This window comes from Phenylobacterium sp. LjRoot225 (assembly GCF_964252855.1).
GTDB lineage: Bacteria > Pseudomonadota > Alphaproteobacteria > Caulobacterales > Caulobacteraceae > Phenylobacterium.
Genome location: NZ_CAXUPL020000005.1, coordinates 79,519 through 105,093, shown reverse-complemented (window position 1 = coordinate 105,093; position 25,575 = coordinate 79,519). Strand labels below are relative to the sequence as shown.

Annotated in this window: 22 protein-coding genes; 8 read left to right on the top strand and 14 right to left on the bottom strand. The window is 68.8% G+C overall.

Going from position 1 to position 25,575, the window contains the following annotated elements; genetic code table 11:
- Positions 1-29: 29 nt before the first annotated feature.
- From ACSQ2B_RS24010 to ACSQ2B_RS24000, 3 genes are read right to left on the bottom strand one after another with little or no spacing between them, the layout of a single operon-like run.
- Complete coding sequence (locus ACSQ2B_RS24010; RefSeq protein WP_436053924.1) at positions 30-1,193, bottom strand: glutathionylspermidine synthase family protein; 1,164 nt, start codon at positions 1,191-1,193, stop codon at positions 30-32.
- Positions 1,194-1,200: 7 nt separating this feature from the next.
- Positions 1,201-1,959 (bottom strand): PspA/IM30 family protein, encoded by a 759-nt coding sequence (locus tag ACSQ2B_RS24005; RefSeq protein ID WP_436053923.1) that lies wholly within the window; start codon positions 1,957-1,959, stop codon positions 1,201-1,203.
- A 10-nt stretch (positions 1,960-1,969) separates the two neighbouring features.
- Positions 1,970-2,632: a YjfI family protein gene (locus ACSQ2B_RS24000; RefSeq protein WP_436053922.1), complete on the bottom strand. Its 663-nt coding sequence runs from the start codon at positions 2,630-2,632 to the stop codon at positions 1,970-1,972.
- 82 nt (positions 2,633-2,714) lie between these two features.
- On the opposite strand from ACSQ2B_RS24000, the gene ACSQ2B_RS23995 reads away from it, so the two are divergent.
- The 5 genes from ACSQ2B_RS23995 to ACSQ2B_RS23975 are packed head-to-tail and all read left to right on the top strand — an operon-like array spanning position 2,715 to position 5,851.
- The gene (locus ACSQ2B_RS23995; RefSeq protein WP_436054051.1) at positions 2,715-3,356 is read left to right on the top strand and encodes a DUF2491 family protein; all 642 of its coding nucleotides are present in this window, start codon (positions 2,715-2,717) and stop codon (positions 3,354-3,356) included.
- 3 nt (positions 3,357-3,359) lie between these two features.
- Positions 3,360-3,773 carry a DUF350 domain-containing protein gene (locus tag ACSQ2B_RS23990; RefSeq protein WP_436054050.1) on the top strand — a complete coding sequence of 138 codons (414 nt, stop codon included), beginning with the start codon at positions 3,360-3,362 and terminating at the stop codon, positions 3,771-3,773.
- 5 nt (positions 3,774-3,778) lie between these two features.
- Positions 3,779-4,387: a DUF1190 domain-containing protein gene (locus ACSQ2B_RS23985; protein ID WP_436053921.1), complete on the top strand. Its 609-nt coding sequence runs from the start codon at positions 3,779-3,781 to the stop codon at positions 4,385-4,387.
- Between the two features lie 4 nt (positions 4,388-4,391).
- The gene (locus tag ACSQ2B_RS23980; RefSeq protein ID WP_436053920.1) at positions 4,392-4,856 is read left to right on the top strand and encodes a cupin domain-containing protein; all 465 of its coding nucleotides are present in this window, start codon (positions 4,392-4,394) and stop codon (positions 4,854-4,856) included.
- Positions 4,857-4,912: 56 nt separating this feature from the next.
- Positions 4,913-5,851, top strand: coding sequence for an aldo/keto reductase (locus ACSQ2B_RS23975; protein ID WP_436053918.1), 939 nt, complete (start codon positions 4,913-4,915; stop codon positions 5,849-5,851).
- 70 nt (positions 5,852-5,921) lie between these two features.
- Here the strand turns inward: ACSQ2B_RS23975 and ACSQ2B_RS23970 are convergent, their stop codons facing one another.
- The 4 genes from ACSQ2B_RS23970 to ACSQ2B_RS23955 all read right to left on the bottom strand — a co-directional run bounded on the left by ACSQ2B_RS23970 (position 5,922) and on the right by ACSQ2B_RS23955 (position 10,416).
- Positions 5,922-6,359: a MucR family transcriptional regulator gene (locus tag ACSQ2B_RS23970; RefSeq protein WP_436053917.1), complete on the bottom strand. Its 438-nt coding sequence runs from the start codon at positions 6,357-6,359 to the stop codon at positions 5,922-5,924.
- Between the two features lie 140 nt (positions 6,360-6,499).
- A complete protein-coding gene (locus tag ACSQ2B_RS23965) occupies positions 6,500-6,838 on the bottom strand; it encodes a hypothetical protein (RefSeq protein WP_436053915.1) in 339 nt (112 codons plus the stop codon).
- Between the two features lie 396 nt (positions 6,839-7,234).
- A complete protein-coding gene (locus ACSQ2B_RS23960) occupies positions 7,235-8,593 on the bottom strand; it encodes a sigma-54-dependent transcriptional regulator (protein ID WP_436053913.1) in 1,359 nt (452 codons plus the stop codon).
- The gene (locus ACSQ2B_RS23955; RefSeq protein ID WP_436053911.1) at positions 8,590-10,416 is read right to left on the bottom strand and encodes a sensor histidine kinase; all 1,827 of its coding nucleotides are present in this window, start codon (positions 10,414-10,416) and stop codon (positions 8,590-8,592) included. Before ACSQ2B_RS23955 ends, ACSQ2B_RS23960 begins: the two co-directional genes overlap by 4 nt.
- Before the next feature lie 236 nt (positions 10,417-10,652).
- Here ACSQ2B_RS23955 and ACSQ2B_RS23950 point away from each other — a divergent pair, with 236 nt between their 5' ends.
- From ACSQ2B_RS23950 to ACSQ2B_RS23940, 3 genes are all read left to right on the top strand, one after another.
- Entirely contained in the window at positions 10,653-11,984 is a 1,332-nt protein-coding gene (locus ACSQ2B_RS23950; protein ID WP_436053909.1) for a dicarboxylate/amino acid:cation symporter, read from the top strand.
- Positions 11,985-12,055: 71 nt separating this feature from the next.
- Positions 12,056-13,495 carry an OprO/OprP family phosphate-selective porin gene (locus ACSQ2B_RS23945; protein WP_436053907.1) on the top strand — a complete coding sequence of 480 codons (1,440 nt, stop codon included), beginning with the start codon at positions 12,056-12,058 and terminating at the stop codon, positions 13,493-13,495.
- 135 nt (positions 13,496-13,630) lie between these two features.
- Positions 13,631-15,892: an NADP-dependent malic enzyme gene (locus ACSQ2B_RS23940; protein ID WP_436053905.1), complete on the top strand. Its 2,262-nt coding sequence runs from the start codon at positions 13,631-13,633 to the stop codon at positions 15,890-15,892.
- Positions 15,893-15,946: 54 nt separating this feature from the next.
- Here ACSQ2B_RS23940 and ACSQ2B_RS23935 read toward each other — a convergent pair whose 3' ends face one another.
- The 7 genes from ACSQ2B_RS23935 to ACSQ2B_RS23905 form a co-directional block, all read right to left on the bottom strand.
- Positions 15,947-17,749, bottom strand: a complete 1,803-nt coding sequence (locus ACSQ2B_RS23935) for a caspase family protein (protein ID WP_436053904.1) — start codon at positions 17,747-17,749, stop codon at positions 15,947-15,949.
- A 197-nt stretch (positions 17,750-17,946) separates the two neighbouring features.
- Entirely contained in the window at positions 17,947-19,146 is a 1,200-nt protein-coding gene (locus ACSQ2B_RS23930) for an amidohydrolase family protein (protein WP_436053903.1), read from the bottom strand.
- Positions 19,147-19,192: 46 nt separating this feature from the next.
- Positions 19,193-21,670, bottom strand: a complete 2,478-nt coding sequence (locus ACSQ2B_RS23925; RefSeq protein WP_436053902.1) for a TonB-dependent receptor — start codon at positions 21,668-21,670, stop codon at positions 19,193-19,195.
- A 69-nt stretch (positions 21,671-21,739) separates the two neighbouring features.
- Positions 21,740-22,945, bottom strand: a complete 1,206-nt coding sequence (locus ACSQ2B_RS23920) for a thiolase family protein (RefSeq protein WP_436053901.1) — start codon at positions 22,943-22,945, stop codon at positions 21,740-21,742.
- Positions 22,938-23,405, bottom strand: coding sequence for a Zn-ribbon domain-containing OB-fold protein (locus tag ACSQ2B_RS23915; protein ID WP_436053899.1), 468 nt, complete (start codon positions 23,403-23,405; stop codon positions 22,938-22,940). The genes ACSQ2B_RS23920 and ACSQ2B_RS23915 overlap by 8 nt, the downstream gene beginning before the upstream one ends.
- Positions 23,402-25,093 (bottom strand): class I adenylate-forming enzyme family protein, encoded by a 1,692-nt coding sequence (locus tag ACSQ2B_RS23910; RefSeq protein ID WP_436053898.1) that lies wholly within the window; start codon positions 25,091-25,093, stop codon positions 23,402-23,404. The genes ACSQ2B_RS23915 and ACSQ2B_RS23910 overlap by 4 nt, the downstream gene beginning before the upstream one ends.
- Before the next feature lie 65 nt (positions 25,094-25,158).
- On the bottom strand, positions 25,159-25,575 hold the full coding sequence (locus tag ACSQ2B_RS23905) for a Zn-ribbon domain-containing OB-fold protein (protein ID WP_436053897.1): 417 nt from the start codon (positions 25,573-25,575) through the stop codon (positions 25,159-25,161).

The following is a 25,575-nucleotide window of genomic DNA, read 5'->3' as shown; positions in this document are numbered from 1 at the left end:
GCTCGCACGAGGCTCCAAGGTCGCCGGCGCTAGGCGAGAATGGCGTGTGGCACGAACCGCGAGAGGTTCTTCGTCACCCGGCTGCGATCCTCGCGCAGGCCGATTCCGGCCGGCTCGTCGCCGACGATCCAGGCGCCCAGCACCGGATAGTGTCCGTCGAAGGCGCTGAGCGTCTGCAGGGCCTGGCGGATGTGGCCTTGTTCGCCATAGCCTTGGTCCAGCACCGCGGCGCGGCGGCCCTTGGCCACCAGTTCGACGTTGGCGCCCTCCCGCGAGAACAGCGGCTTCCTGACGTAGGAGTTTCCCAGTTCGGCCGAGCGCGGGTCGTCCTCGAAGAAGGCGGGCAGCAGGTTCGGGTGGCCTTGGTTCCGCGCCCACAGCAGCGGCAGCATGCCCTTGTTGGACAGCACCGCCTTCCACGGCGGCTCGAGGAAGCGGGTCTGCGCGTCCCTGATCTTGGACGCATACTCCTCGCGGAACATTTCTTCCCAGGGGTAGAGCTTGAACAGCACCTGGACGATGAAATTGTCCTGGTCCACGAAGCGGCCGTCGGCGTCGAGGCCGATCTCCCGGATCGGCGTGAACTTGGGCTCGATCCCGGCCTGGCTGGCGATGTCTTCGAGGTACTTCACCGTCTGGCGGTCCTCGACGGCGTCCGGATCGCTGGCGAAGTGGACGAAACCGCCGGCGGGGAAGATCGCCCGGAACCGCGCCTCCAGCTTCTCGTGCAGGCTGTTGAACTGGTCGGCGTCCGCCGGCAGGCGGCCAAGCTCGATCATGTCCTCCAGCCAGATCCACTGGAAGGTCGCCGTCTCGTAGATGCTGGTGGCCGTGTCGGCGTTGTACTCGAAGAGCTTGGCCGGGCCGGTTCCGTCGTAGGCCAGGTCGAAACGGCCGTAGAGCGAGGGATCCTTGCGCGCCCAGCTCTCCGCCACGTCGTCGCGCGACGCCTCGGGGATCGCCAGGCGGGCCATCAGGGCCTCGCTCTTGACCACCTCGTCCACCAGCTCGAGGCACATGGCGTGCAGCTCGGCCGCGGGCCCCTCGATGTCCCGCTCCACCTCTTCCAGGGTCAAGGCGTAGTAGGCGCGCTCGTCCCAATAGCGCGCGCCGTCGAGATGTCGCCAGGTGAAGCCGAGCGCCTCGGCCTTCTGATCCCAGCCGGGGCGCTCTTCTGTCTTGATGCGTTTCACAGGCTCGTCAGGACTTCACGTCCCGCTCGACCGGCTGCGCCTCGATCTGCAGGCGCGGCGCCTCCAGCTGCATGGGGGCAGCGGCGGGCGCCTTCAGCCGCGCCAGGATGTCGTCGGCCGAGGTGTGGCCAGGCAGGATGCCGGCCGCCTGCAGCTTGGCGTCGAGATCCGCGCCCGTGCGGCGATCCTCCAGTTCGGCGGACGCCTTGAACTTCTCGTCCTGGATCGCCTGGCGCTCCTTGATCCGCTTCAGGCTGTCCGCGGCCGATCCCAGCACCGCCGTCGCCCCGGCGCCGCGCGAGGCCACCGCCGCCTGCGCCCGCTGGACGCTGTCGTTGACCTTCACCACGTCGATCTCGCGGCGCAGGTTCTCCACCCGCTGCTGGGTGGTGGCGATCGTTTGGTGCATCCGCTCCTCGGCGGAGCGCATCTCGCCCAGCTGGGGAGTCTTCAGGCCGATCTCGGTCTCCAGCTCGGAGATCCGCTGGGCCACTTCGCGGGCCAGGGCCTCGTCGCCCTTGGTCAGGGCGGCGCGCGCCGAGCTCTCGTAGCGGACCGACTGGTCCGTCAGGCTCTGCAGCTCCTTCTCCACCATGCGCCGCCGGGCGACCAGGGTGGCGAGGTCGTCGCGGGCGCGGCCGAGCGCGTTGTCCGCGTCGCGGATCTCCTGGTCCAGGATCCGCAGGGCGTTCGCGTCGACGACCGCGGCGCCGGCTTCGTGAGCGCCGCCGCGCAGCAGGGTGAAGAGCTTTGTGAAGATCGACATGGGGCTTTCCTCAGGCGCCGGCGTTGAAGTTGTCGCGCAGATCGGACGCGGCGCGGATGGCGTTCTCCGCCAGCATCCGCAGCTCGATGATCACGGTCTGCAACGTGGTTTTGCAGGAGAGCTCGCCGAAGAGCTCGTAGTAGTCTCGTCCGGCGACCGTGGTGATGCCGAAGTTCGACAGCGGCACCAGCTTCTGGGCCTTCAGGAGGAAGACGTTGAACCCTGGCTGGTCCTCCTGCTCGTCCACCGGCCACAGCAGGGCCGACACCACGATCTGCTCGGAACCGACGGACAGGAAGATCGGCAGGTCGCCGAACTCGTGCATGGTGATCTGCAGGACGGGCTCGGAGCCCTCGATCACGCGGGCGGTAAGCTCGCCGTCTCGTAGCAGACGGGTCTCGTTGAGCGCCTCCGAGAGGCTTTTTACCGACCAGTCGGTGTCGATGACGTGGTCCATTTGGAAAGATCCCTGCGGAAGGTGGTTGGTCAGCAGCGCCGGTCCGCGGCTCGACGCTGTGATGATGGCGCGCGCGGCGGCCTGGATATCGGACTTGGCGCCGGGGGGAACCCAGAGCTCCAGCTTCACGAGCCCCAGCCGCTGGCGCTCGGCGCGCCATTGCCGGGTCCGTTCCGCGGGGCTAAGGCCCGCCGCCTTGTCCTTTGGCTGTCGCATTTGTTCATGGTATGAATACGCGTATGTTTGACAGGCTGCAAGGTCGCACTATGCTCAGACTCCGAATAGGGTTGGTGACGTGATCTTCCGGGGACTCTTCGGCGGCAAAAAAAACGGGGTCGAGACCTCGGCGATCCCTGTTGTCCGCAACGTCACCATCGGCCGGAGCGTACGGCTCGATCCGCTGGCCTGGCGCCGCCTGGGCGCGGACGCGAAGTTCAAGCTGCAGACCGACACCCTGGGGATCGTCGCCCAGGGCCTCATCAACCTCGGCGCCGACGGCTACGTCCACCGGTTCTACACCGAGGACGACCTCATGCTGCAGGTGGTCAGCCCCGACCCCGAGGGCCAGCAGGCCAACGACTTCACTCTGTTCGGCCCATGGTCGAGCGCCTATCCGCCGGACGAGGCCGCCAAGCGCCGCTGGGGCGACCGGCTGCGCGCCCGGACCTTCACCGACGACGGCCTGCCGGAGTACCGCCGCTTCTGGTTCGGCGACGCCGACGAGCGACAGGACCCGGTCAGCCTGTGGGAGAGCGTCTACGATGACCGCTCGGCGACCGAGCCGCGGCGCATCTACCAGACCTGCATGCTGTTCGCGCGCGACCTGCCGGGCGAAGGCCGGGAACTGTTGCTGGCCATCGAGATGGAGCCGCAGGGCGGCGACCTCACCCACGAGATCATGATCGGCATCCCGCTGAACGTTGGAGAATTTGAGGCCTGAATGATCTTCGATCCCTACGCTTTCGGCGCCGGTGCGCTGAGCTTCATCCTGGCCTTCGTCGCGGCCGGCGGCTTCACCCTGATCTTCAAGGCGATTTACCGCGCGATCACGCCGCATGACGAGGGCGCCCTGATCCGCGCCGGCAACGCCGCGGCGGCCGTGGCCCTGGCCGGCGCGGTCATCGGCTACGTCATCCCCCTCGCCTCTGCCTTGGCGCACACCAGCTCGCTTCCGGAATTCGTCGCCTGGGCGGCGCTGGCCGGCGTCATCCAGATCGCCGCCTTCTGGGGCGTGCGCCGGATCGCCCTGCCGGACCTGTCCGCGCGCATCGAGCGGGGCGAGATGTCGGCGGCGGTCTACCTCGTCACCATCTCACTGGCGGTCGGCATCCTCAACGCCGCCTGTATGACGGCCTGATTTCCATGAAACGCACACGCAAGCTGGCGCTGACGTCCCTGATGGCCGCGGGCGGCGTCTCGCTCTCGGCCTGCGGCGACAGCCCTGCGGACAACATCCGCATCGAAAAGCCGGTCGAGGCGACGGACGGCTTCGCCTACCAGTCCCTGCAGCAGTGCAAGGACAAGAACGAGGTGCCGGACTCCGCCTGCGAGGCGGCGGAGAAGACCGCAGCAGCCGACGACGCCAAGTCCGCGACCTGGAAGGAACAGGCCTCCTGCGAGGAGGTCTATGGCCAGGGCCAGTGCGTTCCGCGGCAGGCGGCGAGCGGCGGCGGCTCGATCTGGGGGCCGCTCATCGCCGGTTTCGTCGTCGGGCGCATGATGGATGGCGGCTGGGGCGGGCGCGGTCTCTATCGCGATGGGCGCGACGGCGGCTTCTACACCGCCGGCGGCGGGCGGGTCTGGACAGACTATTCCAGCGGCCGGACCCGCATCGACCGTAGCGGCTTCGACTCGCCCGACGTCGTGCGAGGTCCGCAAAAGGTGCAGACGCGCAGCTCCGTCATCTCCCGCGGCGGCTTTGGCGGCCGCATGTCCAGCTACAGCGCCGGCGGCGGAAGCTGGGGCGCCTAGAGCCATGCGCGCCGCATCGAGCCGTGAGGGCGGCCCGCCGCGCCGTGTCGTGACGGGGCTCGACAGTGAAGGACGCTCCTGCATCCTGATCGACGACGCCGCCCGCACAGTGATCTGGTCGGCCAAGGACCTGCCCGCTGACAACAGCGGAACGGACGACGCCGGCGGCGGGCGGTTCCGGTTTCCGACCGCGGGCGCGGAGTTCGTCTTCTCCGACTTTCCGCCGGGCGGCGGCTCGATCATGCATGCGACCGACACCCTCGACTTCCTCGTCGTCCTCTCCGGAGAGGTGGTCTTGATCACGGAGACCGGCGAGACCCGGCTGCGGGCGGGCGACGTCCTGGTGGACCGCGGCGTCATGCATGGCTGGCGCAACGACGGCGACCAGCCCTGCCGGATCGTCAATGTCCTGTGCCCGGCCCATCCCGTCGGCAAGGGCGCCACGGCGCGGGGCGAGCTCGATCTATGACAGGGGTGATCGCCGGGCGCAGGCCATGATCCTGGCCCCGCTGAAGGAGACATTCGATGGCTGACGCGCATCCGGGGCTCGCCGGGATTCGGCTCTGCTTCGGCGGTAACGTCTTCGGCTGGACGATCGACCGCGACCAGAGCTTCGCCGTGCTGGACGCCTACTACGAGGGCGGCGGGCGGATGATCGATTCGGCCGAGGGCTATTCGAGCTGGGTTCCCGGCAACAAGGGCGGCGAGTCGGAGACGATTATCGGCGCCTGGCTGGAAAGCCGCGGCGTCCGGTCCGACATGAAGATCGCCACCAAGACCGGCATGGGCGGACCTCCTGGCGCCCTCGCGCCGGAGAAGGTCGCCGCGGCGCTGGACGCCTCGCTCGAGCGGCTTCGGACCGACTATGTCGACCTCTACTATGCGCACCGCGACGAGCCGCAGACGCCGGTCGACACTGTCGTGGCCGGATTCGACGCCCTGGTGAAGGCTGGGAAGGCGCGCGAGCTGGGCGCCTCCAACTTCACGGCCGAACGACTGGCGCTGTCTCTCGACAGCGCGGCGCGGCAGGGGCTGGCGGCGTACACGGTGCTGCAGCCGGGCTACAATCTTGTCTGGCGCGGTGAATTTCCAAGGGAGCTGCACCAGCTGGCGGCCGATCGCGGCCTGGCCGTCCTGCCCTACTATGCGCTGGCCGCCGGCTTCCTGACCGGCAAGTATCGGTCGCCCGAAGACTTGACGGGCGCACGCGGCGGCAGCGCCAGGATGTTCGCCGACGCCGGGTGGCGGGCGCTGCCGGTCCTGGGTGAGGTGGCGCAAGAAACCGGGGCGACCATGGGGGAGGTCGCGCTGGCCTGGCTGAACGCACAGCCGGCGATCTATGCGCCGGTCGCCAGCGGCACCTCGGTGCAGCAGGTCGAGCAGCTTTGCGCGGCCGCCAAGCTGGAGTTGAGCGCGGATCAGCTCGCCAGGCTCACGGCGGTGAGCGTCGACGCCGGACTTTGACGGGCGTCGCAAGCAGACCCCGAGCGCGGCCAGAAGCCGGACCTTCAGAGCCTGGTGCGAGCCGGAGTCGCTAGGCCTTCTTGGCGCGGGCCGGCTTGGGCTTCGGAGCTTGGCGGCCCCCTTGTCCAAGTCCCATGCTCTTGGCCAGGGCGGAGCGCGAGGCCGCGTAGTTCGGCGACACCATGGGGTAGTCCTTCGGAAGTCCCCACTTTGCGCGGTAGTCCTCCGGGCTCATATTGTACTTGGTCCGCAGGTGACGCTTCAGCGACTTGAACCGGCGGCCGTCTTCGAGACAGATCAAGAAGTCCGGATTGATTGATTTGCGGACGCTCACGGCCGGCGCCTGCGCCACGACCGGCGCTTCGGTCTGACCACTGCTGACGCCGCTGATTGCGTCGTGGATCGACTTGATCAGACCGGGCAGATCGGCGGCCGACACAGAATTCTTGCCGACATAGGCGGACACGATATCGGCCGTCAGTTCGATGAACTCGGACTTTTCAGACATTTTGCACTCGCAGTTCAAGACCTGAATGCTGAATATTGGAATTTCATGGTCTTGTCACCGCGTTAGACGGGACGATCGCGCGCGCCGTTGAAACGACCATTGGCGCCGCCGACGAGCCGCTCTGCCAGCGGCGACCTGGGCTAGAGCCCCTGCCCCGCCGCGGGCCCCTGCTCGGCGCCGAGGTGATCGGCGATGGGCGTCAGATCCGCAGCCTCCGCCTCACGGATGTTGCGGCTGACGTTGAGGCGGATCAGGAGTTCCGCCGTGGGGTGCGCCGCGCGCATCTCCGCAAGCGGCTTCGCCCAGCTTTTCTCCGCCAGGTTGTTGGTGTGGCCGGCGCGGAGCAGCCGCCAACCGTCGGCGGCGGCCTCGGCGATCACATAGGTCACGCCGATCGCCCGCAGCGCGTCATCCCCACTGAGCCGGAGGAATGAATACGTGTCGCCCGACTGGCCGCGAAACTCCACTCGTCGGCTCACTCTTCCCCCCAATGCCGCCACGGCCGTTGCACGCTCACAAGTAGACTGCTTGCGGAGACTCGGGGGCGGAAAAATGGCGTCGCGAACGTACAATGACGCAAAACCGGATCGCCAGTGCGCGGCGGGTCGCCAGGCGGTCAGGTCTGGCTGGCGCCGGGTCATCCCGTGGGCGTCATGATCATCCACACGGTGACAACGCCGATTATCGCGAGGATCGTGCCGATCGCGAGCACCCAGCGGATATGACCGGTCTTCTGACCTCCGGACGCGGACGAAACCGCGATCGTCTCCCCGTCGCCGCCTGGATTTGTCTTCGGGTCGTTTGTCATGCCTAGCCAATGCGGCGCGACACGATTTGGATGCGCCGCCCCAGGCCTTTCGCAACGTCGGCGACCGTCAGGACGACTTTCGCCGGTAGTCCTGGATGCGGATCCCGTGGCGGTTCAGCTTGTCATAGAAGGTCTTGCGCGGGAGCTGCAGGATCTCCAGCGCGGCGCGGACATCGCCCTCGGCGGCCTCCAGCGCCTCGCGGATCAGGGCGGCTTCGTGCTGCTCCATGCGCGCGGCCAGGCCAGGCTGCGGCGCCCCAGGCTCGAGGGCGGGCCCGGCGGCGGGCTCGAAGTCTTCCGTCAGTCCCAAGGCCACCCGCTCGGCGAAATGGGCCAGCTCGCGCACATTGCCCGGCCAGCCGTGCTCCATCAGCCGCCGCCGCGCCGGCTCGGTGAGCGGCGGCGCCGGGCGACGAAAGCGGGCGGCGGCGTCGGCCAGGAAGCGGCCGAACAGCAGGGGAATGTCCTCGCGACGCTCGCGCAGGGGCGGCGCGGTCAGCGTCACCACCTTCAGCCGGTAGAACAGGTCCGCCCTAAAGGAGCCCGCTCTGACCGCTTCCGAAAGGTCGGTCTTGCTGGCGGCGATGATCCGCACGTCGGCGTAGCGGGGCTCGGCGGCGCCGACAGGCTGGTAGGCCCGCTCTTCGATCACGCCCAACAGCTTGGCCTGCAGCGGCGGCGCGAGGCTCTCCACGTCGTCGAGGAAGAGGGTTCCCCGCTCGGCCTGTTCGAGACGGCCGGCGATCCGCCGAGGGGCGGCCGCGCTGGCCTCGCGGCCGAACAGCTCGGCCTCGAACACCGCCTCCGGCAAGGCCGCGCAGCTCACCGCGACGAACTGCCGGTTGCGGCGCGGGCTGAGCCGATGGAGCGCGCGCGCTATGACGCCCTTGCCCGTTCCCGTCTCGCCCTGGACCAGGACGTCGACCTCCGCCTCCGCCACCTGGCGGATGGTGCGCCGCAGGCGTTCCATGATCGGCGCCGCGCCCAGCAAGGGCACGTCTTCATCCGCCGCCGCCGCGGCCCGTTCCAGCCGCCGATTGTCGAGCACCAGGGAACGCTTCTCGAGCGCCCGGCGCAGCGCGCCCACCAGCCGCTCCATGGGAAACGGCTTGGCCACGAAGTCATAGGCGCCCTGCTGCAACGCCTCCACCGCCATGCTGACGTCGCCGTGACCGGTGATCAGGATCACCGGGATGTCGGGATCGGCCGCGCGCACGCGCTCGAACAGCTCCAGCCCGTCCATGCCGGGCATCCGGACATCGGTGACCACGGCGCCGGCGAAATCGGCGCTGATCGCCGCCAGCCCCGCGGCGGCTGAGGCGAACGGCCAGACCCGGAAGCCGGCGAGCTCCAGGCCCTGAACATGGGCCGCGCGCAGGTCCTCGTCATCGTCGACAAAGATCACCTCGTCGCAGACCGTCGTCATGGCGCCCTCGGAAGGGTGACGGTGAAGGCCGCGCCCTCGCCCGGCGGGCTGTCGACCGTCAGCCGGCCGCCGAACTCGGCGGCGATGTCGCGCGAGATCACCAGGCCCAGCCCCACGCCGCGCGGCTTGGTGGTGACGAACGGCAGGAAGAGGCTCTCGGCCACCTCGGGCGCCAGCCCCGGGCCGTTGTCGGACACGGTGATGGCGATCTCCGTCTCCCGGGCGTCGACGGCCAGGCGGACCTCGGGCAGTGCAGCCCCCTCGACCGCCTCAAAGGCGTTCTGCAAAAGATTGACCAGCACCTGTTCGAGGCGGACCCGCTCGGCCATGACGCGCAGGGCCGGATCGATCTTGGGGCGCACGACGCGAAGCTGGCGGCGGCGCACCCGGCTGTTGGTCAACAGCAGCGAGCCCTCGATGGCCTCGGCGACCGAGGTCGGCTCCAGCCGGCCGGTGGCGCGGCGCGAGAAGGCGCGCAGCTCGTCGGTGATCGAGCCCACCCGCTCGGTCAGCTCGCCGATCGCGGCCAGGTTTTTCTTCGCCTCCGCCTCGCGTCCCCTGTCGAGCAACAGGGCGGCGTTGTCGGAATAGGCCCGGATCGCCGCGACCGGCTGGTTGATCTCGTGCGCCACGCCGGCGGCGATCTGGCCGAGCGAGGCCAGCTTGTTGGCCTGGACCAGGTCCGACTGCAGCGCCTGCAGCCGCGCCTCCGCCCGCTCGCGCTCAAGCACCTCGGCGGTCAGCTGGGCGTTGGCGCGGGTCAGCTCCTCGGTGCGGCTGCGCACGGCCTCTTCCAGCGCCATGCGGTTGGCGAGCGCCTCGGCCGCCCGGACCTGGGCGCGCCGGCGCCGCCGCCAGATCAAGGCGCCGAGGACGGCCAGGAGCCCGGCCGCCAGCGCCGCGATCCACCGCCCGGCGGCGGCCGCCCGCTCGGCCGGCGCGACAGGCGTCAGCAGATGCAGAGTCCAGCCGGCGACCGGCGCCTCGGCCCGGCTGTCGAGCACTCGCTCGCCGCCATCCTCGGTGCGCAGCAGCAGGCGGCCCTCCGGCGCGAGCGGCAGCGGCTCGAGCCGCGCGCCGTCGCCGAACTGCCGGCTGGCGCGCAGGGCGCCAAGCGTCGGTTCGTCCAGCCGCCCCAGGGTGTGGAAGCGCCAGGCGGGGATGCTGGTGATCAGGACGACGCCGTTGGGGTCCACGACGAAGGCCGGATCGCCGGCCTGCCGCCACTCCTGCTCCAGCGCGTTGAACTCCAGCTTGACCACCACGACCCCGAGCGGCCCGGCCGGGCCCTGCACCCGGCGGGCGATGTAGAAGCCGGGACGGCGGCTGACGGTGCCGAGCGCAAAGGTCTCGGCCGCCCCGCGCTGCATGGCCTCCTTGTAATAGGGGCGGAAGGCGTAGTTCGAGCCGACGAAGCTGGTCGGAAGCCGCCAGTTGCTGGCCGCCAGCGTCTCCCCCTTCACGTCCAGCACATAGACGTCGGCCGCCTCGGCCTCGGCCCCGAGCATCTCCAGCTTTTGGCTGAGCGCCTGCAGCGCATTTGGATCGCGGCTGCGCAGGGCCGCCTTCAGTTCGACGTCCTGCGCCAGGGCGAGCGGCAGGGTGCGCTGCTTGTTGAGCTCGCTGCGCAGGACCGCCACACGCAGGGCGGCGGACGCCTCTGCCTGTCGCCGCAGCGCGGCCAGCGAACTCGCCTGCACCTCCGCCCCGATCGCCCAGATCGCGACGGCGGCCAGCACGGCGCCCAGGACCAGGGCCAACCAGAGAACCTGGCGCTCGCGCGCGGGCGAAGGATCGGGCGGGTCGGCGACGATTGAAGCCACCTTGTGCGGATTATCACACAATATGGCCCAGCAGTGAGCGGATTTTCGCCCAGTTTGTCGCCCGGGCATCCGAGGGGCGTTAACGTTCTGCTTATTATTCAATCGCTTGACGCTCATTCCTGCGCAACGTTGCCGCCGCGCCTCGGCGGAGCGACGGTGCGGCCACCGCTGCTCTGACGGCGGGCCAACATGTCGGTGCGTCGGGCCCCCGGGTCCGCACGCGCAGGGAGGATCTGATGAAGCTGGTCGCCACAGCCACGGACGCGCCGCCGCCGCCCGCACGCCCCTGGTACCACCACACCTACGTCCAGGTGCTCGCCGCCATCCTGATCGGCGGCCTCATCGGCTATCTGCAGCCGGAGTTCGGCGTGGCGCTGAAGCCGCTCGGCGACGCCTTCATCAAGCTGGTGAAGATGGTGATCGCGCCGGTGATCTTCCTCACCATCGTCACCGGCATCGCCGGCATGCGCGACCTGGGCCGCTTCGGCCGCGTGGCGCTGAAGGCCTTCACCTACTTCCTGACCTTCTCCACCCTCGCCCTGATCATCGGCCTGGTCGTCGCCAACGTCGTCCAGCCGGGCGCCGGCATGAACATCGATCCGGCGAGCCTGGACACCTCAAAGGTCGCCGACTACGCCGCCAAGGCGCACGAGACGACGATCGTCGGCTTCCTGACCCATATCATCCCGACCACTGTGGTCAGCGCCTTTGCGGACGGCGACATCCTGCAGGTGCTGTTCGTCTCCATCCTGTTCGGCATCGCACTGGCCATGGTCGGCGACCGCGGCCAGCCGGTGACGGACTTCCTCGAGGCGCTGAGCGAGGCCTTCTTCCGCCTGGTGGCGATCCTGATGAAGGCGGCCCCGGCTGGCGCCCTGGGCGCCTTCGCCTTCACCATCGGCAAGTACGGGGTGGGCGCGATCGTCAAGCTCGCGACCCTGGTCGGCGCCTTCTACCTGACCTCGGCCCTGTTCGTGGTCGTGGTGCTGGGCGCCGTCTGCCTCGCCAATGGCTTCTCCATTTTCAAGCTGATCCGCTACCTGCGTTCCGAACTGCTGCTGGTGCTGGGCACCAGTTCGTCGGAGGCCGCCCTGCCGAGCCTGATCGGCAAGCTTGAACGGGCCGGCTGCGCCAAGCCCGTGGTGGGCCTGGTGGTCCCCGCCGGCTACTCGTTCAACCTCGACGGCACCAACATCTACATGACGCTGGCGGCGCTGTTCATCGCCCAGGCGACCGGCGTGCACCTCGACCTGGGCGACCAGCTCCTGCTGCTGGGCGTCGCCATGCTGAGCTCCAAGGGCGCCGCCGGCGTCACCGGCGCGGGCTTCATCACCCTGGCCGCCACCCTGGCGGTCGTGCCCTCCGTGCCGGTGGCGGGGATGGCGCTGATCCTCGGCGTCGACCGCTTCATGTCCGAGTGCCGCGCGCTGACGAACTTCATCGGCAATGCGGTGGCGACCATCGTGGTCAGCCGCTGGGAGGGGGAACTCGACCGCGAGCAGCTGAACGCCGCGCTCAACGGGACCCTGCCCGCCGCCGAAGCGCCGGCCCTCGCCGCGGCCGAATAGCCCGCGCCACTCGCCTCCCTACCGGACCTTCGCCATCCGCCGGCCCTAGGCCGGCGGACAGGAGCCTTGTCATGCGTCTTCGTCCCCGTCTTCTCGCCGGCGCAGCCCTCTGCGCCCTCGCCCTGCCCCAGCTCGCCGCCGCCCAGGAGGCCGCCGACGCCGCGACCGTCGCGCAGCTGAAAGCCCAGCTCCAGGCCATGCAGGCCAGGATCGACGGCCTGGAGGCCAGGATCGCGAGCACCCCCCCGCCGGTCACCCAGATCCCGGCGGCGACGGCGGCCAAGCCCGCGACCGCCATCAAGTGGGAGGGCTCGCCCCGCTTCACCGACGCCAGCGGCGACAGCTTCAAGCTCCGGGGCCGGATCCTGCTGGACACGGTCGGGGTCGATGTGAACCGCTCAGGCTCAGCCAACGACTTCCAGGCCTCCCAGTACCGCGCCCGCCAGCTCTATCTCGGCGCGGAAGGCCGGATCGGCCAATGGGGCTACCGGCTGGAAGGCGGGGTCGCCAACGGCTCGACCTGGGTCTGGGACGACGCCGTCATCGACTACTACCTGGCGCCGAAGACGATGATCAGCATCGGCAACCAGAAGGCCGCCTCGCTGGAGAACATCACCTCCATGAAGAACCTCACCTTCATGGAGCGTGGCCCCTTCTCCGACATCACCGACAACCCCTTCGTCATGTCGTTGCAGGGCGTGCACGTCGGGCGCAACTGGTCGGTCTGGGCCGCCCTGCAGGGCGACTCGCTGAACAGGGCCGACGCTGTCGGCGGCTATGACGCCAATGACGCTCGCGAGCGCCGCGCCGCGACCTTCCGCGCCACCTGGGCGCCGGTCATGACGCCGAACGACGTGGTCCACCTGGGCGCCTGGGTCCGCGACCGCTCGCGCGGCGGCGAGACCGGTTTCACCTATTCGGCGGCGACCAACACCGGCTACCGGTCCCAGACCGCAACCGGCGCGACCCTCTTCTCCACCGGGGCGGTGGGCGGCGGCGACCTGACCGTGGGCCTGGAAGGCGCCTGGACGCACCGCAACCTCTCGCTGCAAGCCGAGGCGGCGCAGATCAAGGTTCGCCGCATCGCCACGGCGACCAGCGCCGCCAACGGCGGCTCGGACTTCGACATCCGCACCGCCTACGCCTACGCCAGCTGGTTCCCGACCGGCGAGATGCGCCCCTACAACCCGAACGGTTCGTTCGGCCGCATCAAGATCCGGCGACCGCTGGACAAGGGCGGATGGGGCGCGCTGGAGCTTGCCGCGCGCTGGGACTACGCCGACCTCAGCGACATGACGCCCAACGCCGCCTTGCCGATCGCCAGCCAGACCGGCCTCGCCACCGCCGGAACCTACGAGGGCGTGACGCTGGGGGCCAACTGGTACCCGTACAGCTACGTGCGGCTGATGGCGAACCTCACCCACGGCGAGATCGACAACCGGCGGATCGGCGCGAGCGAGGCGGACGCCAAGGTCACGGTGGGGCAGGTCCGCGTGCAGCTCGACTGGTGAGGCCGGCGCGCAGTTTGAACGCCTCTCCCCGCTTGCGGGGAGAGGACTAGCGCCGGCTGACGTTCCCCGCGGGCCCTGGGAAGCCTATGACAGAAAAGGACTCGATGTATTTGCACGCGCGCCAGGAGATCCCCCATGGATGAGAACCTTCGTCGCGCGGCGCTCGCCTATCACCAGTTTCCCCGCCCCGGGAAGCTATCCGTCGAGGCCACCAAGCCGCTCTCCAGCCAGGGCGACCTGGCGCTCGCCTACTCCCCGGGCGTCGCCGCGCCCTGCGAGGCGATCGTCGAAAACCCGGAACGCGCCGACGATCTGACCGCGCGCGCCAACCTGGTTGCGGTCATCACCAACGGCACGGCGGTGCTCGGACTGGGGAACATCGGCCCACTCGCCGCCAAGCCGGTGATGGAGGGCAAGGCCGTGCTCTTCAAGAAGTTCGCCGGCATCGACGTCTTCGACCTGGAGATCGACGCCCTCGACATCGACCGCTTCGTCGAGGTGGTGGCGGCGCTGGAGCCCACCTTCGGCGGCATCAACCTCGAGGACATCCGCGCACCGGAATGTTTCGAGATCGAGCGGCGACTGCGCGAGCGCATGTCGGTTCCGGTCTTCCACGACGACCAGCACGGCACCGCCATCGTCTGCGCCGCGGCCGTGCGCAACGGCCTGACGCTGCAGGGCAAGCGGCTGGAGGAGGTGAAGCTCGTCACCTCCGGCGCAGGCGCCGCGGCCATGGCCTGCGTCGACCTGCTGGTGCGCATGGGGCTGAAGGCGGAGAACGTCACCCTCACCGACATTGCTGGCGTGGTGCATGCGGGCCGCAACGACCTGCCGCCCAATGTCGCCCGCTACGCCCGCCAGACCGAGGCGCGGACCCTGCCCGACGTGCTGCCGGGGGCCGACGTCTTCCTCGGGCTCTCCGCCCCGCGGGTGCTGAAGCCCGAATGGCTGGGCCTGCTGGCCGACAAGCCGCTGATCCTGGCCCTGGCCAATCCCGAGCCGGAGATCCTTCCCGAGCTGGTCATCGCCGCGCGGCCGGACGCCATCGTGGCCACCGGGCGCAGCGACTATCCGAACCAGGTCAACAACGTCCTCTGCTTCCCCTTCGTCTTCCGCGGCGCGCTGGACGTCGGCGCGCGGCAGATTAACGAGGAGATGAAGATCGCCGCGGCCGAGGCGATCGCCAGCCTGGCCCGGGTGGAGGCCAGCGACGTGGCCGCGGAGGCCTACGCCGGCGAGGCGGGCCTGTTCGGGCCGAACTCGATCATCCCCAAGCCCTTCGACCATCGGCTGATCCTGCAGATCGCGCCCGCGGTCGCGCGGGCGGCGATGGACTCCGGCGTGGCGCGTCGGCCGATCCAGGACTTCGACGCCTACCGGCTGCAGCTGGAGCAGTACGTCTACCGTTCCGGCCAGCTGATGCGCCCGGTGTTCGCCCGCGCCCGCGCCGCCCAGCGCAAGATCGCCTACGGCGACGGCGAGGATGAGCGCGTGCTGCGCGCCGCCCAGGTGGTCGTCGACGATCAGCTGGCCCGGCCGGTCCTCGTCGGCCGCCGGCCGGTGATCGAGGAAAAGCTGCGGACCCTGGGCCTGCGCCTGCTGCTGGACGATCAGGTGGAGGTCTTCGATCCGTCCGCCGATCCGCGCGCCGGCGAGCTCGCCCTGGACTATGCGCGCCTGGTCGAGCGCAAGGGCCTGACCCCGGCGGCCGCGGTGAGACGGTTCAACACCCGCGGCGCGGTCAGCGCGGCCATGCTGCTGCGCTCCGGCGCGGTGGACGGGGCGGTCGTCGGCGGCGCCGGCGACTGGTGGCGCAACTTCACCTACGCCCTGCCGGTCGTCCGCCGGCGGCCGGAGGTGGGCCGGCTCTACGCCCTCTCAGGTCTCATCCTGCCGCAAGGACCGCTGTTCATCTGCGACACCCATGTCGTGGTGGACCCCACGCCGGAGCAGTTGGCCGAGGCCACCTTCCTCGCCGCCGAGGCGGTCCGGCGCTTCGGGCTCTCGCCGCAGGTGGCCCTGCTCTCCCACTCCAGCTTCGGCTCGAGCAACTCCCCCTCGGCGCGGAAGATGCGCGAAGCCCTGCGGCTCATCGAGGCCCGGGGGCCCGACTTCCAGGTCGACGGCGAGATGCACGGCGATGCGGCCCTGCTGCCCGAAGCGCTCTCGCGCTACGTCACCCAAAGCCCCCTGCGTGGTCCGGCCAACCTGCTGGTCATGCCCTCGCTGGACGCGGCCAACATCGCGCTTACCCTGCTGGCCAGCGCCGGCGACGGCCTGCAGGTCGGTCCCCTGCTCCTCGGCGTCGCCCAGCCCATCCACATCCTGACCCCGACCGTCACTACGCGCGGGATCATCAACATGACCGCCCTGTGCGCCAGCGAAGCGGCGGGGTGACCTTCCGGATCAAGCCGTTGATTGAGGTGGTAGGTCGCCCCTCTCCTGACGCCTCTATCGCCAGGGCACGTCGGCCGCCATGATCGCCGTGGGTCCCAGGATCTTGGGCTGCTGGTCGTACCGAAGGTCTTTCAGTCGGCTGCCGGTAAGGCGGATCAGCTCGTTGAAGCTGATCTTCTGCTTGTCACGCAGGATCGCCGCCAGGCTGTAGGTGAAGGCGCCGTGGCTCGTCGCGCCGTGCCGGTACTCGTAGCTCAGCTCTTCCTCGCCGCACGCCTCGATGATCAGCGGCAGGTACGGCCCGTCGGGTATGTCCGGCTGGCCATCGGCCTTGAGCCGCTCGAGCTCTCGGGTGGAGAGACCGCGTCGCATGGCGGCTCGCCCCAGGCGCTCGGTCACCTGGTCCTTGCCGAAATAGCGCGTCTGCAAGTCTCGATCGCCGGTGAAGCCCCGGTTCTGACGGCGGAAGTCCCTTGGCACCCACATGCGGGTCTTCAGATCCCATTTGAGCTGGCGATGGCGGATGTCGTCCGGCGGCGTGATCCCGCGGGCGCGCGAGGCCCCGTCGCGGTGGATGCCCCCCGAGTGGCAGCAGTCGAAGATCATGGCCAGCCGGGTGTCGTAAGGCAGCTGTGAGTAGAGGCAGTGGATCTGGTCGTCGGAGATCGCCTTTTCCGGCGTCCAGTCGAAGTCCCAGGGGACCAGGACCTCGACGTTGCGATCCGGCTCGAAGTCCTCGCCGTACTCGGGAATCTGGGCGCCGTGGCCGCTGTAGTAGAAGACCAGTTCGTCGCCCGCCGCCGCCCCGTCGAGCAGCCACTCCAGTCGGCTCAAAACGCCCTCGGCGGTGGCGCGGGAATCCAGACAGGCGCGGATCGTCTCCGGGGGAAAGCCGCACTCCTGCAGGACCGAGCTCATGGTGAAGACGTCGTTCACGCAGCCTTCCAGGCGGTTGCGCTCGTCCGGGTAATCGTTGATCCCGACCAGGAGCGCCTTGCGGCGCGGCGCGCGCGGCTTGGGCTCGGCTCTCCGGCGGCTGGGCGCCCGGGCCGTGACGACGGACGCCCCGGTCCGCTCGGCGATCCCGGTGAAGTCGCGGGCGCCCATGGCCTGCGCTCCGATCGGCCGCCAGACGTTGTCGATGGCGTTGCTGTGCCGGAAATAACCCTCGGCCGCGTGATCCCCCACGCCCGGAAGATCGAACGGCGTGTCCGTCTGGCGGAAATTCGGCGCCGCCCAGTTCCTGATGGGCGCGGTGAAGACGTCGTCCTCCTTGTTGTAGAGATGATGCCAAAAGGCGAGCGGGACTTCCTGGACCCGGCCGTTGGTCAGGTTGCGCACCACGAACGGGTTGTTGATCTGCGAGCCGAAGGTCACATAGGTGGCCTGCGCCAGCAGCGGAGCGAGATCCGGGGCCGCCGCGTCCTTATGGGTGAAGGCGTTGTAGGTCACCAACGAGCCCAGGCTGTGGGCGAGGATGACGTCCGGCTGAAATTCACGGATCCGCTGGTAGACGCGGGCTCGGCTCTTCCTCTTGAAGCTGTCGTCATTGACCCAGGCCACGACATAGCCGGCGGTCCAGCGGACGCTGTGGGGTATGTCGCCCAGCACGCCGCGTTCGCGCTTGAAGATCGAGGTCACGCCGCTGGCTGCGAGCTTGGCCGCGGCGCCGGCGACCTCCCAGGCCGAGAGCTTCACATCCTTGAAGATGTCGTCGTACTCGACGAATTCGAACTCGAGCTCCAGACCGCTGGGGGTCGGAAAGACCTCGCGAATGGCCTTGGGCCAGTCCTCCTTCCAGGTGGAATGGCGTTGATCGCCGAGCCCGTGGACGCCCAGCAACTTCAGCTTCGGCATGACCGCCTCCGCCACAATTGGGATAACAAGAGTATCAATTATGGTGAAATGGTCTAGCTGCTATCTGAGCGTGAACCTGGTCCTGACCCGCCATTCAGGTTGAGCGGATCCGGCCGGAATCCCCGCCTGGCGCGGAGCGGAACGCCAGGCGCTGGAGTCGGCGGTCAGGTCTCGCAAGGCCGGCCGCCGCCCGGCCCTTACACCTTGATGTCGTAGACCTTGGCGGCGTTGCCGGAGAGGACCTTGACCTTCTCCTCTTCGGTGAGGCCGGCCATGGCCTTGTCCATGTCATCGACCGGATAGAGGCAGACCGGGTGCGGGAAGTCGGTCTCGAAGAGGACGTTGTCGACGCCGACCGCCTTGATGGTGTGCGACAGGTCGCGCCGCTCGAACCAGAAGCAGGCGTGGAAGTTGGACTTGAAGTACTCGCTGGGCAGGCGCTGCAGCCTGGCGACGTTGGCCCCGGTCTCCTTGTACTCGTAGTCGATCGCCTCGAGGATGAAGGGGATCCAGCCGATGCCGCTCTCCACCGAGACGAACTTCAGCTTCGGGAAGCGGTCCAGCAGGCCCGAGAGGATCAGGTTGCCCATCACCCGGCCGTTGTTGATGAACAGCATGGCGCCGCCGAGCGCGGCGCGCATGTCGTAGTGCAGGCCGGGCCAGCCTTGCGCGCCGACGAAGTCCATCGACTGCTCCGAGGCGCCGATGTGGAAGTTGACCGGCATGTCGAGGCTTACGCAGGCCTCCCACATCGGGTTCCAGTGCTCGTCGCCGAGGTCCGGCAGCCGCGAGCCGTCGGCGCGGATCAGGTAGTGCGGGTCGGAGTTGATGTTGATGCCCTTGAGCCCCATCGCGTGGCTCCGCTCGATCTCCTTCACCGACAGGTCGACGTCCCACCAGGGGATCAGCGCCATCGGGAAGATCCGCTCGCCGCTCTCGCGCTGGATGTCGGCCATGGCGTCGTTGAAGATCTGCACGCTGACCAGCCGCAGATCCTCGTCGACCTGCACCGCGTTCTGGCCGCCGAAGCCGAGGATGTTCGGATAGAGGATCTGGGCGGTGATCCCCATGGCGTCCATCATCTGGACCCGTTCGCGGGTCGAGTGGGAGGCCAGGTGCACCTCCTCGAACTGGTGGTTGATGAACTCCAGTCCCGGCCACTTCGAGCCGTCCAGCGTCACCGTCGAGGCCGGGACCGCCCCCTTCAGCAGGATCTTGTCGCCGTCGATCACCCAGGAGCGGACCCCGTCCACCACCTTCACCTGCGGCACCCGATCCAGGTACTTCGCCGGGGCCAACCTGGTCCAAAGGTCGTGCGGCTCGACCAGGTGGGTGTCGACGTCGATCACCTTGCGGCCACCGAACACGGCGGGGTTGTTCAGCACGGGCTTGTTCATGGCGAGGGTCCTTTCAAAGGGGCTTAAGGGAGCGGCGCGCGTCAGCTCAGCCGCCGAACCGGTAGCGCAGGCGCATGCCGTACATGCGGGGCGACGCCATCAGCTGCGAGACGAAGCCCGAGGTGCGCTGGTCGTTGACGCCGAGGTAGTACTTCTCGTTCGTCACATTGGTGGCGAACAGGGCCAGGTCGATCGGCCGGCCGGCGATCGACTTCCAGTCCATGTTGAGATTGACCAGCTCGACGGACGGAAGGGTCCCATAGGGTCCCGACGTCACGAGATAGCTGCTGGCGTAGGAGTAGGTCGCCGAAACGGAGACCTGTCCGATCTCGTCCGACAGGGGCAGGCGATAGGTTCCCGTCACCGACGCCTTGTGCTTCGGCGTGAACGGAAGCGGGGACCCTGGCGTCGCCGCGAACTGGAAGGTGTCATAGGAACTGCCCGGCGGGATGGCCACCGGCGTCAGGGACTGCAGCTTGGTGTTCAGGTAGGCGTAGCTTCCGTCGACACTGAACCCCCTGGGCAGCCGCAGCATCCCGTCCGTCTCGAAGCCGTAGATCCGCGACTTGCCGCCATTGATGATCGCCTGGGTGGGGGGCGCGGCGTTGGTGCTGCTGAGCAGGCCCACGGCGAGCTGCTGGTTGGTGAAGTCGTTGTAGAAGGCCGCGACGTTGAACGAGCCGGAGACGGCGCCGTGGAAGCTGGCCTTCGCGCCGACCTCATAGGTGTCGACCTTCTCCGGCCCAAAGGTCTGGAACTGCGCCGGGGCGAAGAAGTTCACAGCCCCCTGGCGATAGCCGCGGCTGTATTTTCCATAGAGCAGGACGTCCTGCATCGGGTTGTAGTCGAGGCCGACCACCCAGGTCGGGGCGTCGGACTTCTGCTTCGAAGTCGACGAGCACTGCGCCGGGCTGGTGGCCGCTATGTTGGTCGCCAGGGTGCAGACCCCGGTCAGAACATTGGGGGTGAAGAACCGATAGGTGACCTGTTCCGCTGTGGCGGTCGTCCGGTCCCAGGTGTAGCGGAGCCCCCCGGTCAGCTTGAGGGTGTCGGTCAGCTTGTAGGTTGCCTGGCCGTACAGGCCCAGATTGTGAAACGAGACCTCGCCGATGGCATAGGTCAGGCTGCCGACGGACGGCCGCCGCAGCAATTGCGCCATCACATCGGTGCACTGGAAGCTCGCGATGTCCGTGCAGCTCAGCAGGATGGGCGACTGAGCCCCGGAGCCGGTGAGCGGATTGCTCTCCTCGTAGTAGGCGCCGGCCTGCCAGGTCAGCTGGTCGCCCGACGTGCGGCCCTGCACCTGCAGCTCCTCGGTGAAGGTGTCCTGCTCCGAGCCGTTGCGCCCGGGGATGTTGTTGGACTGGGCGAAGCCGACGATCGAGCCTGCCAGGGCGCCGGTGTTGGGGATGGGTCCGAACGAGGTCGGGATGACGAAGGTCGCACCGAAGGTGTCGCCGCGCACCAGGCTCTTCAGCTGCGAGTAGCTGATGATGTTCTTGACGGTGAGCGCGTCGCTGGCGTGCCAGGTCGTCGTGTTGATTAGCTGCCACTGTTCCGTGCGGGCCTTCGGGTTGGTCCGGGCGTTCTGGACGGTGAAGAAGCCGGCGTCCGCCTGGCGGCCCATCTGCTGGCAGGCGAGCAGACCGAACGGGAAGGCCGCGTTCGAGCAGTCCGCCAGGACGGGGCCGTTGGCCGGCGTCGTGGCGTAGGCCGTCAGCTTGCCGATCGGCGCATGGTCCTGCGAGCGCGCGTAGGTCCCGATCGTGTAGTTCTCGAGGTCGGGGGTCAGCTCGGCGACGAAGCTGGCGCGAAGCGCGGTGTATTCCAGATCGCCGAAGCGGGACGGACCTATGCCGGAGATATTCTTGACGTAGCCGTCGCGGGTCTGCCGGTCGAACCCCAGGCGCAGGCGCGCCGTCTCGCCGAGCGGCAGGTTCACCACGCCCTGCAGCCGTTGCATGTCGTAGTTGCCGTAGGAGCCTTCGAGATAGCCTTCGAACTCGTGGGTCGGCTTCTGCGGGACGAGCAGCACGGCGCCGCCGGTCGTGTTCCGGCCGAACAGCGTCCCCTGCGGCCCCTTCAGCACCTGGACGTTCTGCAGGTCGAAGAAGGCGCCCGGCCCCGCGCCGTCCCCGGCGGGCTGGCCGCCGTTGCCGCCCCGTGGGGCCACGACGTCGGCGAAGTAGACGGCGACCGAGGCGGTCGTCCGCAGCTCCTGGGTGAAGCCGCGGATCGCGAAGGTGGTGTTGTTATTGCCGAAGCGGCCATTGGCCGAGAGCGACGGGGTGTAGGTCGCCAGGTCGGCGCCCGACAGGACGTTGCGGCTGTTGAGCTGCTCCTGGTTGAAGACGGTGATCGAGATCGGCACGTCCTGCAGACGCTCGTCGATCCGCCGTGCGGTCACCACAATCTCGTCGAGGCTGCTCTGACCGGAAACGTCCTGCGCCAGGGCCGGCGCGGCGCTGAACGCGCTCAGCGCCGTCGTCAGACAGAGTACGGCCTTCGTCGCTCGTAGGTTCATCGTGGTCCCTCCCAAGTCTTGTTTTTTCTGTTGTTCGTTGGCGGTCGGACGCGCGCGTGGGCGCGCCCGTCACCGATCGGCGCGCAGCACGACCGCGGAGGGGTCGTGGAAGAAGCTCCCTATGCCGATCAGCGCCGTGGACGCCTGGGCGGCCTGTCGCGGCCCCTCCTGGCCGCGCAGCTGGCGGACGGCTTCGGCGTAGAAGTTCGCGCCGCCGGCCCGGCCCTGGGCGAGACCTCCGCCATGGGTGGTGACCTGGGTGCGCCCGCCCAGCCGCAGGATGTTCTCGCTGCGGTCCCAGTTGTCCCTGAAGAAGCCGCCGGCCTCGCCCGGCTTGCAGAAGCCCGCGGCCTCGGTGAGCGCCACGGCGTCGATCGTGTAGCCGTCGTAGGGATAGAAGAGATCGATATCGCCGACCTTGAGGTCGCTGCGATCCCACAGGCCGCTCATCGCCACCCAGAAGGCGTTCTCGGTCCAGCCGAGGGTGTTCTCGTAGAACTCGCCCACCCGCGTGCCGCCCAGCGACATGGCGTGGATGTAGACCGGCTTGACCTTCAGGTCGCGGGCCCGCTCCGCCGTGGTGATGATCAGGGCTTCCCCGCAATCGACCGGAACATCCATGTCCAGCATCTGCATGGGGTCCCAGATCATCCGGGCCTCGTAATAGTCGTCCAGGCTGATCGGCGCCGGCATCACCGCGTGCGGGTTTCGCGACCCGTGGGAGCGGTTGTTGACCGCCATCAGGCCGAAGGCGTCCTTGTTGACGCCGTAGTCCTTCATGTAGCGCCGCATCCAGCCGGCGTAGGGCTCGCCGGAATGGGTCCAGCGACGCGCGAAGTCCTCCTGCCCGACGTCGCCGCCGACGTCGCTGAACTGCGCCGCGCGCCGCCGGAACGGATCGGCCGCCGCTGAGCGGGACATGCCGGGATTGCGCATATAGGTCTGCACCACCAGCACGGTGTCGCAGAGGCCGGAGAAGACGGCTTCCGCCGCGTAGACGAAGGCCGAGCCCAGCCAGCCGTTCTTCACCCAGGTGACGCGGTCTATGCCCAGACCGCCCTGCAGGCTGAGGAAGCCCGACCCGCCCATGGCCAGGGGCGTCATCCCGGAGCCGCAGATCCCGTCGATCTCCTGCTTGTCGATCCCGGCGTCGGCGATCGCGCGAACCGCCGCCTCCAGCCCCAGCGAGAGCTCCGAGCGCTGCAGGTCGCGGCCGTAGGGCGTCGACCCGACGCCGACGACGGCGAGGGTGTCCTTGAGCGGATTCCTAGCCATTCGCGTGGTCCTGCGCGGCGGCGGCCGGTTCGAACGCGGGCATCAGGCGCCCGGCCTCTTCCAACCAGGTCAGGGACACCGGCATGTCGAGCGCGATCTGGTCGCGTGGACAGTTGACGATGCGCGCGAGATAGCGAAGTCCGGCCTGTTCCTCGAGCTCGACGGCGGCCGCGGTGACCGGCTCCGCCAGGAAGGCGTCGGGGTCGCGCAGCTGCTGCAGGCGGGTGAACGTGAAGACGCGCCCGCGTCCGCTCACCTGGGTGGGCCTGACCTTCCACGAGAAGCATTCCGGGCAGAGCGGCCGATGCGGATAGATCCAGTGGCCGCAATCGTCGCACCGGTTGATCAGCAGCCGTCCCTCGGCCAGGGCGCGATAATGCTCGATGTTGTCGCGACTGATCATGACGTTTGGAAAGAGGTCGAAGACCTCGTGGTCGCTGAGCGGCGGGCGCGGGCTCATGCCGCCTCCTCCTTGACCCACCGGGCGATCTGGACCCGGTCGACCTTGCCGCTGCCCAGGCGCGGAAGGCGATCGATGAAGAGGATCTCCCGCGGCAACTTGAAGTGCGCCAGGCGCGGCTTGAGCCAGGCGCGAAGCTCCTCCTCCTCGAGCTTCTGCTCGGGCGTCAGGGTCACGTAGATGCGCGCCGCCTCGCCCTTGCGCTTGTCGGGCACGCCCACCGCGCAGCAGTCCATCACGGCCTCGTGGCTGGCGACCACCCGCTCGATCTCTTCGATCGAGACGTTTTCGCCGCCGACCTTCAGCATCAGCTTCAACCGGCCGAGCCAGGTGACGCAGCCCTCGGCGTCGATCGTCACCAGGTCCTCGGTGTGGAACCAGCCGTCCTTGTCGAAGGCGCGCGCCGATTCCTCCGGCTTGTTCCAGTAGCCACGCGCCACATTGCCCCGGAACCACGCTTCGCCCGGCGTTCCCGGCGGCGCATCCTGGCCGGTCTCGGGATCGACCACCCGGTATTCGTTTCCGGGCATCACCCGCCCGCTCGGGGGCTCCCCGGGCCGGTAGCTGGACAGCGCCGCTGGGCCGTAGGTCTCGGTGAGGCCGAAGGCGCCGAAACAGGAGGCGATATTCGGCAGCACCTTGCGGGAGGTCTCGTCAGGCGCCGAGCCGACGCGGACGGAGGGGAAGATCAGTCCCTTCGCCAACGCGGCCTGCACGATCTCCGCGCCCAGCACGGTCACGACGACGCTCGCCTGTTCCGAGGCGATCAGGTCCGCGGCGATCTCGGCGTCAAAGGCCTCGGTGAACACCAGGGTCCCGCCGTTCAGCAGCATGGTCATCAGGCCGTAGATGCTGCCGCCGGCGTGGAAGAAGGGCATCATGCTGAAGTAGACGTCGGAGGTGCGGACCCACATGCCCCGCGCGTGCAGCACCCCGTTGGCGACGATGCCGCCCTGCTCCAGCATCACGCCCTTGGGGAAGGCGGTGCTGCCGGAGGTGTACTTGACCATCGCCAGGTCTGTGGACCTGACCTCGGCCTCCATCCGGTCCGCCAGGGCATAGGCCTCGGGGCCGGCCTCGGCGGCGAGCGTCGCAAGGTCGTGGGCGCAGGCCAGGTCGCCGCCGCTGCGGCCGAACAGGACGATGTTGCGCAGGTCCGGCAGCTCAGGGCTGAAGGTGAAGCCCGGCGCCTTGGCGGCCACGGCTTCGGGACAGATCTCCGCCAGCAGCTCCGGCATGTTCAGCTTACGGAAGCTGTCGATCATCACCAGGTGCCGGGCGCCGGACTGCTGGATGAAGTATTTGATCTCCGGCGGCTTCAGGAAGGTGTTGACCGGGACGACGGCGGCGCCGAGCCGCATGGCGGCGAAGGCGGAGACCACCCACTCCAGGGTGTTGGTCATCCACAGGACCAGCCGGTCGCCGCGTCGCACCCCGATGCTGGCGAAGCCTGCGGAGAGGTCGCGCACCCTCGAGAGCAGCTCCTCATAGGTCAGTCGCTGCAGCTCGCCGGCGTCGTTGGCCGCGACCAGGGCGTGGCGGCCGGGATCGTGCGCGGCCGCGGCCTGCAGCGCCTGCCACATGGTGAAAGACCGCAGCCGCGCGAGCTCCGCCTTCGGATCGGGCTCCTGAGTTGCGCCGACCCCGGCGATGATCCCGCCTTCGGCGATCTCCAGATTATCCCTCACCACATCCTCCGCGGCCCGGTCTGGGGGCCCTGTCATTTCTGCAAGAGTCACGGGTCGAACCGGCGTCATTGGAGTCGGAAGACCGGCACGGTCGCGTTCGCAGCCTGGATCCAGTCGACGCGCACGGACGCTCCGATCCGGAGGCTGTCGATCGGCGCGCCGACGATCGTGCTCATCAGCCGCAGGCCGGGCGCGTCGGCGAACTCGATCAGGGCCGGGGCGCTGACCCCGGCCGGCTGCCCGTCGTCGCGCGCGGGGCGGGGAACCAGGGTGAAGGTGTAGATCCGCCCCTCGCCCGGCTGCGCCCAATCGACCTTCTGGGAGCGGCAATCCGGACAGAAGGGCCCCGGCGGCCAACGGAACAGGCCGCAATTCCCGCAGCGCGGGACCAGCAGCCGGCGGTCGGCCGCCGCCGCCCAGAAGGGCTCGCTCCAGGCGTCCATCGGCACTTCGATGGCGCTGCAGTCGAGGGGGACGGTCAC

Coding starts and splice junctions, on each gene's coding strand:
- ACSQ2B_RS24005 (WP_436053923.1), bottom strand. CDS start 1,959: ATGTCGATCTTCACAAAGCTCTTCACCCTGCTGCGCGGCGGCGCTCAC.
- ACSQ2B_RS24000 (WP_436053922.1), bottom strand. CDS start 2,632: ATGCGACAGCCAAAGGACAAGGCGGCGGGCCTTAGCCCCGCGGAACGG.
- ACSQ2B_RS23985 (WP_436053921.1), top strand. CDS start 3,779: ATGAAACGCACACGCAAGCTGGCGCTGACGTCCCTGATGGCCGCGGGC.
- ACSQ2B_RS23980 (WP_436053920.1), top strand. CDS start 4,392: ATGCGCGCCGCATCGAGCCGTGAGGGCGGCCCGCCGCGCCGTGTCGTG.
- ACSQ2B_RS23975 (WP_436053918.1), top strand. CDS start 4,913: ATGGCTGACGCGCATCCGGGGCTCGCCGGGATTCGGCTCTGCTTCGGC.
- ACSQ2B_RS23970 (WP_436053917.1), bottom strand. CDS start 6,359: ATGTCTGAAAAGTCCGAGTTCATCGAACTGACGGCCGATATCGTGTCC.
- ACSQ2B_RS23960 (WP_436053913.1), bottom strand. CDS start 8,593: ATGACGACGGTCTGCGACGAGGTGATCTTTGTCGACGATGACGAGGAC.
- ACSQ2B_RS23950 (WP_436053909.1), top strand. CDS start 10,653: ATGAAGCTGGTCGCCACAGCCACGGACGCGCCGCCGCCGCCCGCACGC.
- ACSQ2B_RS23945 (WP_436053907.1), top strand. CDS start 12,056: ATGCGTCTTCGTCCCCGTCTTCTCGCCGGCGCAGCCCTCTGCGCCCTC.
- ACSQ2B_RS23940 (WP_436053905.1), top strand. CDS start 13,631: ATGGATGAGAACCTTCGTCGCGCGGCGCTCGCCTATCACCAGTTTCCC.
- ACSQ2B_RS23935 (WP_436053904.1), bottom strand. CDS start 17,749: ATGCCGAAGCTGAAGTTGCTGGGCGTCCACGGGCTCGGCGATCAACGC.
- ACSQ2B_RS23930 (WP_436053903.1), bottom strand. CDS start 19,146: ATGAACAAGCCCGTGCTGAACAACCCCGCCGTGTTCGGTGGCCGCAAG.
- ACSQ2B_RS23925 (WP_436053902.1), bottom strand. CDS start 21,670: ATGAACCTACGAGCGACGAAGGCCGTACTCTGTCTGACGACGGCGCTG.
- ACSQ2B_RS23920 (WP_436053901.1), bottom strand. CDS start 22,945: ATGGCTAGGAATCCGCTCAAGGACACCCTCGCCGTCGTCGGCGTCGGG.
- ACSQ2B_RS23915 (WP_436053899.1), bottom strand. CDS start 23,405: ATGAGCCCGCGCCCGCCGCTCAGCGACCACGAGGTCTTCGACCTCTTT.